Annotated in this window: 7 protein-coding genes; 2 read left to right on the forward strand and 5 right to left on the reverse strand. The window is 73.0% G+C overall.

Annotated features, from left to right (window positions below):
* The 3 genes from FF041_RS09840 to FF041_RS09850 form a co-directional block, all read right to left on the reverse strand.
* Positions 1-2,358: amino acid adenylation domain-containing protein (locus FF041_RS09840; RefSeq protein WP_153522106.1), on the reverse strand; the 2,358-nt coding region annotated here is incomplete at its 3' end.
* A 17-nt stretch (positions 2,359-2,375) separates the two neighbouring features.
* On the reverse strand, positions 2,376-5,489 hold the full coding sequence (locus tag FF041_RS09845) for a type I polyketide synthase (protein ID WP_153522108.1): 3,114 nt from the start codon (positions 5,487-5,489) through the stop codon (positions 2,376-2,378).
* A 1-nt stretch (position 5,490) separates the two neighbouring features.
* On the reverse strand, positions 5,491-6,777 hold the full coding sequence (locus FF041_RS09850) for an MFS transporter (RefSeq protein WP_228388118.1): 1,287 nt from the start codon (positions 6,775-6,777) through the stop codon (positions 5,491-5,493).
* A 386-nt stretch (positions 6,778-7,163) separates the two neighbouring features.
* Between FF041_RS09850 and FF041_RS09855 the strand changes: the two genes are divergently transcribed.
* Positions 7,164-10,319, forward strand: coding sequence for an AMP-binding protein (locus FF041_RS09855; RefSeq protein ID WP_153522110.1), 3,156 nt, complete (start codon positions 7,164-7,166; stop codon positions 10,317-10,319).
* Positions 10,316-11,509, forward strand: a complete 1,194-nt coding sequence (locus FF041_RS09860) for a cytochrome P450 (protein WP_153522112.1) — start codon at positions 10,316-10,318, stop codon at positions 11,507-11,509. Before FF041_RS09855 ends, FF041_RS09860 begins: the two co-directional genes overlap by 4 nt.
* Before the next feature lie 199 nt (positions 11,510-11,708).
* On the opposite strand, the gene FF041_RS09865 is transcribed toward FF041_RS09860, so the two are convergent.
* Both FF041_RS09865 and FF041_RS09870 read right to left on the reverse strand, forming a co-directional pair.
* Positions 11,709-13,145 (reverse strand): polysaccharide pyruvyl transferase family protein, encoded by a 1,437-nt coding sequence (locus FF041_RS09865; protein ID WP_153522114.1) that lies wholly within the window; start codon positions 13,143-13,145, stop codon positions 11,709-11,711.
* A gap of 256 nt (positions 13,146-13,401) precedes the next feature.
* The gene (locus tag FF041_RS09870) at positions 13,402-14,058 is read right to left on the reverse strand and encodes an NADPH-dependent FMN reductase (RefSeq protein ID WP_323391545.1); all 657 of its coding nucleotides are present in this window, start codon (positions 14,056-14,058) and stop codon (positions 13,402-13,404) included.
* Between the last annotated feature and the right edge of the window lie 38 nt (positions 14,059-14,096).

Consider the following 14,096-nt stretch of genomic DNA (forward strand, 5'->3'; position numbering starts at 1 on the left):
GTTGACCGCCGTGGGCACCTCGGAGATCTCCAGCACCTCCGCCCACGCGGCGGCGACCTGCGAGAGCGGATCGCCCGGCGCTCCGCCGCGCGCCCCGTCCGGCTCCGGGCGGGCCCGCTCCGCCGCCCCGGTGAGCTCGGCGAGCGCCGCCCGGTCCGCCTTGCCGTTGCTGGTGACGGGGAAGGCGTCCATGACCCGCAGCCGCGCGGGAACCGCAGCCTCGGGCAGCTTGGCGGCGAGCAGCCCCCGGATCAGCACGGGATCGATGTCGCGCTCCGCCCCGTACTCGGCGAGGACGAACCCGAACAGCCGGGTCCGGCCGGCGTCCGGGACCACCACGGCCTCGCGGACCCCCGGGCAGGCGCGCAGCGCCGTCTCGACCGCGCCGAGCTCGATCCGGTGGCCGCGGATCTTGACCTGGTTGTCGCGCCGCCCCAGGAACTCCAGGGCGCCGCCCTCGGTCCAGCGCACCAGATCCCCGGTGCGGTACATCCTGCCGCCGTCGCCGGTGAACGGATCAGGGGAGAACACCCGCCGGGTGGCGTCCGGACGGCGGAAGTAGCCACGGGACACCCCCGCGCCGGCGATGTACAGCTCACCGGTGGCGCCCCTCGGCATCAGCCGCCGCGCCTCGTCGAGGACGTAGAGCCGCGCGCCGGGCACGGGGCGGCCGATGTCCGCCGTGCCGGACGCGTCGCAGTGCTGGTAACTCGCCCACACCGTGGTCTCGGTGGGCCCGTACTCATTGACGAGAACGGCGTCGCAGAGCGCCCGCGTATGCCGGCGCAGCAGGGCCTCGGGCAGCACCTCACCGGCGACGATCACGGTGGTCAGCGACCGCAGCCCGGCCATGCCGTCGCGCTCGGCGGCGGTGAGCACCGTGTCGTAGAGGGAGGGGACGCAGAGCATATGGGTCACCGCGTGCCGCTCGATCAGCCCGACCAGCCGCTCGGGGTCCCGGTACTCGTCCGGGCCGGCCACGATCAGCCGGCCGCCCGCGGTGAGCGTGCCCCACAGCCCGGCCGCCGAGGAGTCGAACGCCAGCGGGGACAGCAGCAGAAAGACCGGCGGGCCCGGATACACCAGCCGGCGGGCCAGGGTGGAGGCGGCGAGCTGGCCGTGCTCGACCAGCACCCCCTTGGGGGCGCCGGTGCTCCCGGAGGTGTAGATCAGATACGCGGCGTCGCCGGGGTCCACGGGCTCCGGCCGGTCCGACCCGTCCCCGCTCTCCTCGCCGTCCCGTATCCCCGGCTCGTCGGCGGTGACGACGGTCAGCCCCCGGCCGGTGAGCCGCTCGCCCAGCGCGCCGGTGACCACCGCCGCGACAGGGCGCGCGTCGGCGAGCACCGAGTCCAGCCGCTCAGCGGGACCGGCCGGGTCGACCGGGACGTAGACGGCGCCGGCCCGCACCGTCGCGAGGACGGCGGCGACCGCGGCGGCGGAGCGCTCGGCGAGGATGGCGACGCGGTCGCCGCGCCCCACGCCCGCCGCGCGGAGACGGGATGCGATCCGGACCGCCCAGCCGTCCAGTTCGCCGCGGCTGAGCCGGGTTTCGCCGCACACCACGGCGAGCCGCCCGGGATCGTCCGCGGCGCCCCGTGCGACCAGGCTGTGGACCGGCTCCGGGCTGCCGACCAGCAGTTCCTCGCCATGGCCGAGCGCCAGCAGCCGACGGGTCTCCTCCTTGCCGACGAGGCAGGCTCCGCCGAGCGGAGCCCCGGGCGCGTCCGTCAGCACGGCCAGCGCGGTCCGCAGATGGCCGGTGAACCGGTGTAACTGCTCCTCGGTGTAGCGGTCGGCGGGGAAGGCCGCGATCAGCTCGGCGGCGTCGTCCTCCACCCGGTCCCGGTACACCAGACGCACATCGTTGTGGGCGGACGGCACCGGCTCCGCGCCCGGGCCCGCGCCGCTGTCATAGCCGAACTCCAGCAGCACCGGCGGAGCGCCGGCCGCCGGGAGGGGATGCTCCAGCGCCTCGTGGACGGCGGTCAGCAGCGCCGCGCCCGACTGCTCCTCCCGTACGCCGAGCAGCAGCGGCCTGGTCTCCCGGCCGCTTGCCGCCAAGCCGACGACCGCGCGCTCGGCACGGGTGTAGCGCGCCAGGGTGAGGGCGAGGGCGGCGAGGGCGACCGCCGGGACGCCGACCTCATGCACCAGGGCCGTGCGGGCGACCGCCGCGCGCAGCGCGTCCGGCAGCGCCAGCCGTACGGTCGCGGCCGGTCCGCCGGTCACCGGGCGATCCGCGCCGAGGCCCAGCGGCCGTTCGGAGCAGGCGGCGCGTTCTTCGTCGCTCCACTGCCGGGGGCCGGCCGGGCCGTCGGCGCGTACGGAGGGTTCGAGGGTGGCGGTGGATTGCATCGGAACTCCTGGTTCGTCTATCGGGGAACGGGGGCGAGGGATCGGGGGGAGCGTCCTTTCGGCGGGGTCCAGGAGCCGCGGGCGGTCAGCAGACCCGCGACCACACCGGTGTGACCGCCGAGCGTCCGGGCCACGAGCATGTCGCGCACCGGGACCTTGACCCCGAGCTCCTGGGAGACCTGGGCGGTGACGCGGGTGATCAGCAGGGAGTCGCCGCCGAGCTCGAAGAAGTCCGCGTCGTCGCTGAGCTCGACCCGGCCCAGGACCTGCCGCCAGGCCCTGGTCACGGCGGTGCGCGCGTCGGCGGGCGCGGTCGCGGGCGCGGCGCTGGTCCCGGTCGCGGTCCCGGACTCGGCCCCGGTGTCCTCCGTCACGGCCGCTGTGACCGGGTCCGCGACCGGCGCTGATGTCGGTGCCGGTGCCGGTGTCCGGGGCCGTGCCGCCCCGGCCCTCGCCTCGGGCGCGATCAGACGGGGCCCGGCGAACGGATAGCCGGGCAGACGGGTGCGCCGCCCGTCCGCGCAGAGCGCGTCCAGATCCACCGGCTGTCCCGCCGTCCACAGCGCCCCCAGCGCCGCCAGCGGCCCCGGAGCGGGCCGCTCCGTGCCCGCCGGGGCCAGCGCGATCGTGGTCAGCCCGGCGGCCTCGGTGAGCGAGGACAGCGCCCTGCCGGGGCCGATCTCGACGACGACGGCGTCCGGGAGGCGCTCGGCGAGGGCCGTGAGCCCGTCGGCGAACCGGACCGTACGGCGTACCTGTTCGGCGAGGAGCCCGGCGTCCACGCTCGTCCCCGGTTCGATGAACCGCCCGGTGACATTGGCGAGATACGGCACGGACGGCCGGTGCGTCCGGATGCCCGACAGCTCCGCGAGCAGCTTCGGCACGGCGGGCGCCATGGCCGCCGAGTGAAACGCGTGGCCCGTCCGCAGCAGCCGTGCCGGGACCCTGTCCCCGAGCCGGGCGGCGAAGGCGCCGACGGCTTCCCGGGGGCCCGCGATCACGCTGCTGTCCGGGCCGTTGGCCGCGGCTGCCGCCACCGGAAGCCCCCACTCGGCGGCCAGCTCCAGCGCCCGGTCCATCCCGCAGCCCACCGCGAGCATCGCCCCGGGCGGGCAGTCCCGCATGGCCCGGCCGCGCGTGACGACGAAGCGGGCGGCGTCGGTGAGTTCCAGCACTCCGGCGAGGCAGGCGGCGGCGACCTCGCCGAGGCTGTGCCCGACCAGCGCGGCGGGCGCGACGCCCAGCCCGCCGAGAGCGGTGGCCGCCGCGTGCTGAAGGGCGAAGAGCGCGGGCTGGGCGAGCTCCGTCGCCGCCAGCTCGGCGGCGGGGAAGGCGGGGTCCAGCAGAGCGCCGCGCAGCGTGGCCGCGAGCTCCGCCGGGAACGCGGCCAGGCAGCAGTCGAGCGCGGCGGGGAAGCCGGGCAGCTCCGCCGCGTACGGCAGTGCCATGCCGGGCCGCTGGACGCCCTGGCCCGGCAGCAGCAGGACGACGGGAGCCGGGCTCCCGGCCGGCCGGGTCCCGCGTTCCACGCCGGGGCCCCCGGCGAGCCGCTGGGCGACCTCGGCGGCCGTGCGGCCGGTCACCGCCAGCCGCCGGGGCAGCTGCGTACGCCCATGGGCCAGGGTGTACGCGGCGTCGGCGAGGCCGCCGTCCGCCGCGGAGAGGTGGGCGCGCAGCCGCGCGGCGGCCCGGTCGAGCCCTTCGTCGTTCATGGCGGAGAGCAGGATCAGCCGTTCCCGGGGCTCCGTCTCCCGGTGTTCCGCTCCGGGGTGTTCCGCCTCCGGGTGCCCTGTCTCCCCGCGCTCCGTCTCCCGTCTCCCGGGGGCGGGCTCCGGCGGCTGCTCCACGATCGCGTGGGCGTTGGTGCCGCCGATGCCGAAAGAGCTGACGCCCGCCCGCCGGGGCCCGGCGCCGGTCCAGGCGCGGGCCTCGGCGGGCACCGACAGCGGTGAACCCTCCGTCTCCAGCAGGGGGTTGAGCGCCGAGAACCCGGCCACCGGCGGTATGACGCCCTCCTTGACCACCAGCAGCGCCTTGACGAGCGAGGCGAGACCCGCCGCCGCGTCCAGATGTCCGATGGCGGCCTTGAGAGCGCCGACGGAGATCTGGCCGGGCCGTGCTCCCGCCCCGGCGAGCGCGGCGCCGGCCGCGGACCACTCGATGGGGTCGCCGACCCGGGTCCCGGTGGCGTGCGCCTCCAGATAGCCGATGGTCGAGGCGTCCACGTCCGCCGCGTGGAGCGCCGCCCGGATGACGGCCTCCTGGCCGATGGCGGACGGGGCGTGGTAACCGGCCTTCGCCGCGCCGTCGTTGTTGACCGCCGTGCCGAGGATCACCCCGTGCGGCGCGGGGCCCTCCGCGAGGGCGTCCGCCAGCGGGCGCAGCACCACACAGATCACCCCGGAGCCCGCGACGGCGCCGTCCGCCCGCTCGTCGAAGGGCCGGCAGACGCCGGAGGCGGACAGGATCCCGCCCGGCACATGGAGATGGCCGGCCTGGGGGAAGCCGACCGCCCCGGCGACCACGACCGCCTGGTCGCAGTCGCCGTTGAGCAGCGCCTGGACCGCCGTGTGCAGGGCGACGAGCGAGGAGGAGCACGCGGTCTGCACGGTCAGCGCGGGGCCCGAGAGCCCGAGCCGGTAGGCGATACGGGTGGCCAGATAGTCCGGTTCCGTACCGCGCAGCGCCTGTTCGAGCGCGGTGGGGGAGAGCGCGCCGCCCGTCAGCATGGCGCGCAGATAGGCGCTGCCGCTCGCGGAGGCGTAGACGCCGGTGACCTCCGGGCCCGAGCCGCCCCGTGGAGCGACTCCGGCGTCCTCCAGCGCGGCCCAGGCGGTCTCCAGCATCAGCCGGGCCTGCGGGTCCATCAGCTCGGCCTCGCGCGGGCTGATGTGGAACAGCTCGTGGTCGAACCGGTCCGCGTCGGGCAGCAGGCCGTGGACGGGCACATAGCCGGGGTCGTCGACCAGCTCCGGGGCCACTCCAGCGCCGAGCGACTCCGAGCGCTCGAAGCGGGTGGTGAGCACCTGCCCGGAGCGGACGGCCGTCCACCACCGGTCGATGTCCCCGCCGCCGGGTAACCGGGCGGCCATGCCGGTGACGGCTATGTCGAGAGAACGGTCGCGCGTCATGTCACCATCTCCTGGCCGGCTCGGCGCCGGGCGTTCGCGGTTGGATTCGAAGAAGCCGCCCCGATCGTCCGGGCTGCCCCGGATGCCCCGGATGCCCCGGATGCCCCGGACGCCTCGGACGCCTCGGCCGGCCCGCGGTGAGCGCCGCCGCGGCCGGCAGGAGGAACCCGCCGCCGACCAGTACGGTCCCGGTCCAGCCATGGGCGCTGTACGCGGCGGCCGAGGCCGTCGACCCGATGGCGCCCCCGCTGAAGGACGACAGCATGAACACGGTGTTGAGCCGTGCCACTCGCGCCTCGCCGAGGACGAAGATCCGCGCCTGATTGGCGATCTGGCCGCTGCTGGTGCCGAGGACCAGCAGATTGCTCCCGACGACGAGCGCGGCCATGGAGCCGCCGAACAGCCCGAAGAGGGCGAAGGCCACGATGACGCAGCCCAGCGCCCAGGCGTTGAGCGCGGTCGGGCCGTACCGGTCGCTCAGCCGTCCGGCGTACGCGGAGAGCAGCGCGGCGGGCAGGCTGTAGAGGCTGAACAGCCCGGCGGCGGCCGGTCCCTGTTCGAAGGGCGGCTCCGCCAGATGGAAGGAGAGCATCGCCCAGAAGGCGCTGAAGGCGGCGAACACGGTGGCCCCCAGCACCGCGGACAGCCGCAGCTCGCGGTGGTCGCGGAGCAGCCCGGGGAGTGTGGCCAGGAGCTTCGGATAGCTCAGCCGCGCCCCGGAGCCGCCGGAACCCGCCGGCAGACAGCGCGGCACCACCAGGAGCAGCGCGCCGGTCATCGCGGCGGCGACGACGTACGCCGACCGCCAGTCGCCGGTCAGATCCGACACCGAACCCGAGAGCGTACGGGAGAGGGTCGAGCCGAGGGTCAGGCCGAGCCCGATCAGGCCGACGACCTGGCCGCGCCGGGGGCCCGCGAGCGAGGCGGCGACGGGCATGATGATCTGCGGCAGCACGGTGGTCGTGGACACCGCGAGCGTCGCGACGGCCAGGGTGGCCAGATTGGGCGCGACCGCGGCGACGAGCAGCCCTCCGCAGGTCAGCGTCAGCAGTACGGAGCTCAGCCGGCGTACGTCGACGGCGTCGGCGAGGGGCACGATGAGCAGGATGCCGACGGCGTAGCCGATCTGCGCGGCCGAGGCGATCAGCCCGGCGGTGTCCTCGGACACCTCCAGGGAGTGGGCGATGGCCTCCAGCAGGGGCTGGGGAAAGTAGATGTTGGCGACGGTGACGGCACCGGCTATCGCCAGGGCCAGCACATTCACTCGCTGAACGGGTGGCCGGGTCAAGGGTGTCCCCTCTCGTCACGGGGGAGACGGTCGGTCCGCGACCGCCCGGGCCACGGTACGGATGAAGCTAATACAACCTTGCCAGGACTGGCAATATACGGTGTTCATTATGCGGTCACTTTGACCTTCACATTTATCGCAACGTGCGGTTTTTTGCCGTCAAAACTAGCTGCGAGCTGCACAGTTATCGATTTTCAGACGGCTTTCGCCGTGAGGCATGTCATTGCCAAACAAGGCAAGTCCATGGCAATCTCGGCTCCCATGCTGTGGCGTCGGCACCGGTGCGCACCGTGCGCATCCGTGCACATCCGTGAGTTTCCGTGAGTGTCCGTTGGTACGCACCGGTGTATGTCGCCACCCGATCCCGCGAGCTCAGGTTGGACGCCATGAGGACCACAAGAGCACGATCCGAGGGCACGGAGACCCTGCACGGGACGGTGCGCCGGCATGCCGTGACCAGGCCCGACGCCGTGGCCCTGATACACGGCGAACGCACCGTCGGCTACGGCGAGCTGGACCGCACGGCCGACGCCTGGGCGCACTCCCTGGCCCGCCACGGCGTCCGGCCGGGCGCACTCGTGCCGGTTCTGCTGCCGCGCGGCGCCGAACTGGTCACCGCGATCCTGGCGATCCTCAAACTGGGCGCGGCCTACGCCCTGCTCGACCCGGTCTGGCCCGACCGCCGGATCCAGGAGGTCACCGGGGAACTCGCCGCCCGGATACTCGTCGGCGACCCGGACGCCCACGGGCGCACCGCGCTGCCCCTCTGGTCCGTCGCCGCCGCGCCGACCGGTCCGACCGCGCCGACCGGTCCGGTCCCCGGCTTCCGCCCCGCCGACGTCGCCGGCACGGACGCCGCGTGCGTCTTCTTCACCTCGGGAACCACCGGACGCCCCAAGGGAGTCCTGACCCCTCACGCCGCGACGGCCCGGCTGACGCGCCCCGGCACCTTCGCCCGGTTCGCCGCGGACACGGTGATTCCGCTGGCCGCCGCGCTGCCCTGGGACGCCTTCTCCCTGGAACTGTGGAGCGCCCTGCTCAGCGGCGGCACCTCGGTCGTCGTCGACGAGCCCTATCTCTCCGCACAGGCGCTCCGGGACTCGGTCGCCGCCCACGCGGTCGACACCGTCTGGCTCACCAGCAGCCTCTTCAACATGATCGTCGATGAGGACCCGGACGCCTTCCGGGGCCTGCGCCAGGTCATGACCGGAGGGGAGCGGCTCTCCGTCCCCCATGTCCGCGGCTTTCTGCGACGGCACCCGGACATCGCGCTCATCAACGGCTACGGCCCGGTGGAGAGCACCGTCTTCGCCACCGCCCACCGCGTCACCGAGGCCGACTGCGACCGGCCCGGCGGCATCCCCATCGGCCGGCCCGTCCCCGGAACGGCCGTCCACCTCATCGACGGCGAGATCTGCGTCGCGGGCGAGGGGCTGGCGCTGCGCTATCTCAACGACCCCGCGCAGACCGCCGAGCGCTTCCCCGAGCGGGAGATCGACGGCGTGACCGTACGCGTCTACCGCACCGGCGACCTCGGACACGCCGACGACGACGGGCTGCTCCACTACCGGGGCCGCGCCGACCGCCAGGTGAAGATCCGCGGGCACCGCGTGGAACCGGCCGAGGTCGAGGCACAGATCGAGCGGCTGCTGCCGGCGGTCCGGCGCTGCCGGGTGGTGGCCCGCCGCACCCCGGCGGGGGCCGTGGACGGTCTGCTGGCCTTCTGCGTACCGGTCGCTCCGGGCGACCCGCTGGCGGACGCCGCGACGTTGCTGCGGACCGAACTCGTGCACTACCAGCGCCCGGACGCCGTGGTCGCCGTCCCCGCGTTCCCGGTGACGGCGAACGGGAAGCTCGACGAGAACGCGCTGCTCGCACTGACCCCCCGAGCCCAGGCCCCGACCCCGGCGTCGATCGGTTCGCCTGCCGCTGGTTCGACACCGGCCGGTTCGGCACCAGCCGCGACACCGGCCGACGAGACAGCCCATCTCGCCCTCGTACGACGGGTCTTCGCCGCCGTGCTCGGCAGGGACGGCGTCCCCCCGGACCTGTCCTTCGTCGACCTCGGCGGCGCCTCGCTCGCCGCGGGCCGGGTCTGCGCCCGGCTCGCCTCCGAACTCGGCAGGCCGGTACCCCTGTCCCGGCTGTACGAACACCCCACCGCCCGCACGCTCGCCGCATGGCTGAGCCGGTCACAGCCGACCCCAGCGGCCGAGAGCGGCGCCCCCTCGCCCGCCGCCCCCTCGGCCGGCGTACCGCTCACCCCCATGCAGCGCGTCTACCTCACCCGCCACCTCCTCTTCCCGGACGACCGGTCCGCCCACTGCGCCGTGCTCTGGTCCATCGACGGCGATCTGGACCTCGACGCACTCGACTCCGCGATCGCCGACGTCCACCAGCGGCACCAGGTGCTGCGCGCCTCCTATGTGCCCGCCCCGGGACCGACGGCTCTCGGCGACGCGTCCCCCGCCCCCGTACTGGAAGTGCTCCCGGCGGCCCGGGACGCCGAGGCGGCGGCCGACGTGCTGCGCGACATCCTCATGGAGCCGCTCGACATCACCGAAGGGGACGTGTGGCGCACCGTACTCGTACCGCTGGAATCCGGCCGCTCCGCCGTACTCGGCTGCGTGGTCCACCACATCGCCTTCGACGGATGGTCCGAATCCGTCCTCGCCGCGGACCTCGCCACGGCCTACAACGAACGCCGCCGCACCGGCCGCGCCCCCGACCGGCCCGCCGCCCCCACGGCCGCCGAGACCCACCGGTCCCGCACCGCCCGTCTCGCGCTGGCCGACCTCGACCGCCAGCGCGCCTGGCTCGCCGATGAGCTGACGGGCGTGCCCGAGCTCGACTGGCCCGGTGCCCCGGCGCGTATGGACCCCGGACCGCCCGGCCGCCGCGAGACGCTCCTCGACTCCGGCGTCACCGCACGTCTCGACGCCGCAGCCGCACACGCCGGAACCACCCGGTTCACCCTGCTGCTCGCCCGCTACGGCCGGCTGCTCGCCGATCTGACCGGCTGCCGCGACTTCGCCGTGGGCACCCCGGTGGCGCAGCGCCATGACAGCGCTCTGGAGACCGCCGTCGGCTGCCATATCGACATGGCCTGCGTCCGGCTGCGCGGCGCCGCGCTCGCGGACGGCCCCGGCGCGGCAGCGGCGACGGGCCGCATCGTCGAGCGGGTCTTCGCCGCCCAGGACATCGCCTTCGACGAGATGGTGCGCCTCGCGAAGGCGCCCCGCACCAGCAGGCCGCCGCTCTTCCAGACGCTCTTCGTCCTCCAGGACAACGCCGAGCCCACGCTGGCGCTGGACGGGCTGCGCACCGAGTTCCTGCGCCTTCCCTATCCGCAACTCCCCTTGGAGGTCCAGACCGAGGTCTGGCCGCTGGCCGACGGGGGACTGCGCCTGGTGGTCAACTACCGCCCCGACGCCGTCTCGCACACCGTGGCCCAGGAACTGCTCAAGGGGTTCGCCGACGCTCTCCGTACTTTCGACACCTTCGACACCTTCGACGCCCTTCGATCAGGAAGCCGGTCATGACCATCGCCGCCCTTGAGACGAGCGCCCTCGTCGATCCCCGGTTCCACGCGACCGACGGCCCTCACGCCATCTGGCGACGGCTGCGCGAGGACGATCCCGTGCACTGGCACGAGCCCGGTCAGTACCCGGGCTTCTGGTCGCTGACCAGATACGACGACGTCCGCGCCGTGTCCATGGACGCCGGGACCTTCAGCTCGGCCCGGGGCATCCTGCTCCGCCCCTCCGCCCAGGGCGAGGACATCGGCGGCGGCAGGACCCTGGCCCTCACCGACCCGCCCCGCCACAAGGCGCTGCGCGCGCTCGTGTCCGACTGGTTCACCACCCGCTCGGTGCGCGACCTGGAGGAGTTCATGCGCGGTGCGGTACGCGACGTCGTCGCCCGCGCCCTGGAACGTCGCGAGTGCGACTTCGTCACGGACATCGCGGCACGCCTTCCGCTCTATGTGATCTGCCGGCTCATGGGGGTGCCCCCGGCCGAGCAGGAGCTGCTCTTCTCCCTCACCAGACAGGCGTTCGCCGCTGGAGCCCCCGAGGCCCGCAGCGCCGCGCACCAGCAGATCATGCAGTACTTCATCGAGCTCATGTACCGCAGGATGGACGAGCCCGCCGACGACTTGGTCAGCGCTCTGGTGTCGGGCACCGTCGACGGCGAGCTGCTGACCGAGGAGGAGATTCTGCTCAACTGCGACAATCTTCTCGTCGGCGGTACGGAGAACGTACGGCTCGCGGTGTCGAGCGGGATGAGCGCCTTCCTCGACCACCCCGGCGCGTGGGAGGCGGTGCGCGCCGACCGGGAGCTGCTGCCGGGCGCGGTCGAGGAGGTGCTGCGCTGGACGTCGAGCGCGACCCATCTCCTGCGGACGGCCACCCGGTCCGTGGTCCTCCGCGGCCGTGAGATCCGGGAGGGCGACCGCGTCGTCCTGTGGATCCCGTCCGCCAACCGCGATGAGCGCGTCTTCGACCAGCCCGACCGCTTCGACGTCGCCCGCCGCCCCAATCGCCATCTCGCCCTGGGCATCGGCGAACACTTCTGCCTGGGCGGCATGCTGGCCCGGGTGGAGATGCGGCTGATGTTCGACGAACTCCTGGACTCGGTGCGGCGCGTCGAACGGACCGGTCCGCCGGTGCCGGTCGAGTCCATCGTGGTGAGCGGTGTGGAGCGGCTGCCGGTCCGGCTGGTGGCCGTGTGACGGCGTACGACTCGGGGTGAACTATCCCGCTATGCCCCGCTATGTGCCCGCTCTGTCTCCGCAGCGTACCGGCGATCGACCGGCCCGGCCCGGCCCGCGTCCACAGCGTCCCGCGCCGGTGCGGCGGCCGGACGGCGGGTCGGGCCGCTTGGCCGAGCCGCCCCCCCGCCGGGCCGCCCCCCGCCGGGTCGGCTACCGCTCAGGAGCCGTTCTTCTTGGTGCTGCGCACCCGGCGGCGGATCGCCGGACCCAGCCGTACGAGAACGCGCTTCTCGACGCCCGACACCCGCTTCTCCGTGGCGGTGAACTGCTTCTGCAGCGCATCCAACTGCTTCTCCAGCTCCTTGGTCTTCTTGGCGAGCGCGGCGATACGGCTCTCGGCCTCGGTCTGGTTCTCCGCGACCATCTCCCGCAGCCGGCTGACGCGATAGCGCACGGCCTCGCCGTCGGTGGGGTCCCATCGCCTGATCGAGGGCGGCAGATCGAGGGCGGCCAGCCGGGCTTCGTACCCGGCTCCGCCGTCGCCGTGCTCGAAGGTGTTGTCCAGGCCGTTCCTGCTGAGGAAGGCCATCATGCGCCCGAAGCGCTCCTTGTGGCCGTTGACCATGCCGCTGAAATCGGCCTGCTCGAACAACTCCTGGGGGTGTATGTCCCCGGGCGTCTCGCTGAGCGCGCGGTACGGCAGCTCGAAGTAGCGGCAGAGCTCCAGCGTGCGGGAGTCATGGGTCAGCACGACGGCGGGGATTCCCGCGAGCAGCGCCGCGATGTTGCCGTGGATCCGGGTGCCGTAGGAGAAATCGTGCCCGGAGAGTTCATCGAGCCAGGTCTTGGGGTCGATCGGGACCCTGACCTTGTCCTCCTGGAACAGCGGGTGCGTCAGCTGCCGGGGGAAGGGGGAGTGATGGCCCGCGGCCTCGGAGGTGTCACCCCAGAAAAGGAGTTCCGCGTCGACGAGGTTCTGCGCGTAGTACGACAGGCGCGGGAAACGCTCATGGGCGTTGCGGATGAGGTCGGGCACATTGCCGATCTTCACCGCGCCGGGCGAGAGGTTGATGGCGATACGCGAGTTCTCGTCCAGCACTCCCGGATCGCGGGGGGCCGGGAAGGTGTCGCCGTGCAGGAACATCGACGGGCAGCCGATGATGTCGACCTCGTGGAAACCCAGGCTGTGGAGGTAGGAGGCGGTCAGCTCGCCCCGTACTCCGATCGAGGCCGACTTGTTCAGCACGGCGCGGACGAAGCGCTGGACGGATTCGTTGATGGGGCGCAGCCGGTCGGTTCCGTAGTCGGTGCCGACCTGTGCGCCGACGCCCACGACCACCACCGGGATGGTGAGCCGCTCGATGAGCGAGGTCAGCCGGTCCAGCGAGGCGCGGAACGACGGGCGGAAGGCATTGGCGAGAGGAACGACGAAGACATCGTGCTCCTCGTTGATCTGCCGTATTCGCTCTTCCGTGAGAACCGTGCTGATTCCATTGGACGTGACTTCGGTGTTCTCCGTCAGCAGCAGCTTATGGGCGGCGTCGCTGAAAAGGAGATTACCGGCGTTCGTCCCCATCAGATCCTGCTGGAGATACTCCTCGCGCGTTGCGGCATGGAACGGGCTCTTACCCGAGCGTATGAGAATTCGCTTCATATTCTTCGTCTCAGAGTGCGTTGCTCATGGCCGGAGCCGACGAGCGGGAGCGGCGGTCGATGACGAGAGTCCGGTGTGGAGGCGACTCTCGGCCCAGAGTCAAGCGCTGGCATGCTAAAGGTATGATCGTAGTCAATTACGGCGTGAAGCTTACACGTCACCCCTGTGCAGACCCTTCCGTGCGGTGAGAGCCGCCCGTTCCGGACGGGCGGGTCCGGTCGAGCCCGACCCGCCCGGAGCGCCCCCGTCCGGTCGGCTATCCGGTCTGGATGCGGTCGAAGCTGCTGTCCGGGTGTTCGCCGAGATACTCGACCCATGCCTTCTTCGCGCACGGGTAGCGCTTGGCGGCCTCGGTGAGGCTCATGAAATCCGCGAGGTTGGTCTCGAAACGCGCCTGGAGCGTGCTGTCGGCCAGCCGGCCCTCCGGCGTGAACGCGGTATGGGCCTGGGCCAGAGAGAACATATCGGGATAGACCCGGGCGCCGAGATGTTCGAGCGGGATCCTCAGCGCCCAGAGCCCCCGGTTGCCCCCGGTCATGGAGGGGGAGGCGGACATGAGCAGTCCGTGCAGCGCGTTGAAGGGCTGCGGCCGGAAGCGGGACGTCCAGTCGATGAGGTTCTTCACGACACCGGGGACCGAGGCGTTGTACTCGGGCGAGGCGATCACCAGGGCGTCGACCTCGTCGAGCCGATCCTTGAACCTCCGCGCCCCGGCCGGGACGCCCTCGGCCGCCTCCAGATCGCCGTCGTAGTCCGGGACCTCGAAGTCCTTGACGGTGGCCAGCGTCGCGGTGCCGCCGTTGGCGAAGACGGTCTCGGCGGCCAGGGCGGCCAAGGAGGTGTTGAGCGCGTCGGCGCGCCGGGAGGCGGACAGGACGAGAAACCTCAGGGGTCCCTGTTCTCGTGTACTCACGGTCGTACCTCTGTTCTGCTGCGACGGAATGATCGGGT

It is taken from the genome of Streptomyces jumonjinensis, assembly GCF_009600885.1.
GTDB classification, from domain to species: domain Bacteria; phylum Actinomycetota; class Actinomycetes; order Streptomycetales; family Streptomycetaceae; genus Streptomyces; species Streptomyces jumonjinensis.

What these genes read in the sequence shown, in the direction of transcription:
- FF041_RS09845 (WP_153522108.1), bottom strand. Translation starts at nt 5,489, where the DNA reads ATGACGCGCGACCGTTCTCTCGACATAGCCGTCACCGGCATGGCCGCC.
- FF041_RS09865 (WP_153522114.1), bottom strand. Translation starts at nt 13,145, where the DNA reads ATGAAGCGAATTCTCATACGCTCGGGTAAGAGCCCGTTCCATGCCGCA.
- FF041_RS09860 (WP_153522112.1), top strand. Translation starts at nt 10,316, where the DNA reads ATGACCATCGCCGCCCTTGAGACGAGCGCCCTCGTCGATCCCCGGTTC.
- FF041_RS09855 (WP_153522110.1), top strand. Translation starts at nt 7,164, where the DNA reads ATGAGGACCACAAGAGCACGATCCGAGGGCACGGAGACCCTGCACGGG.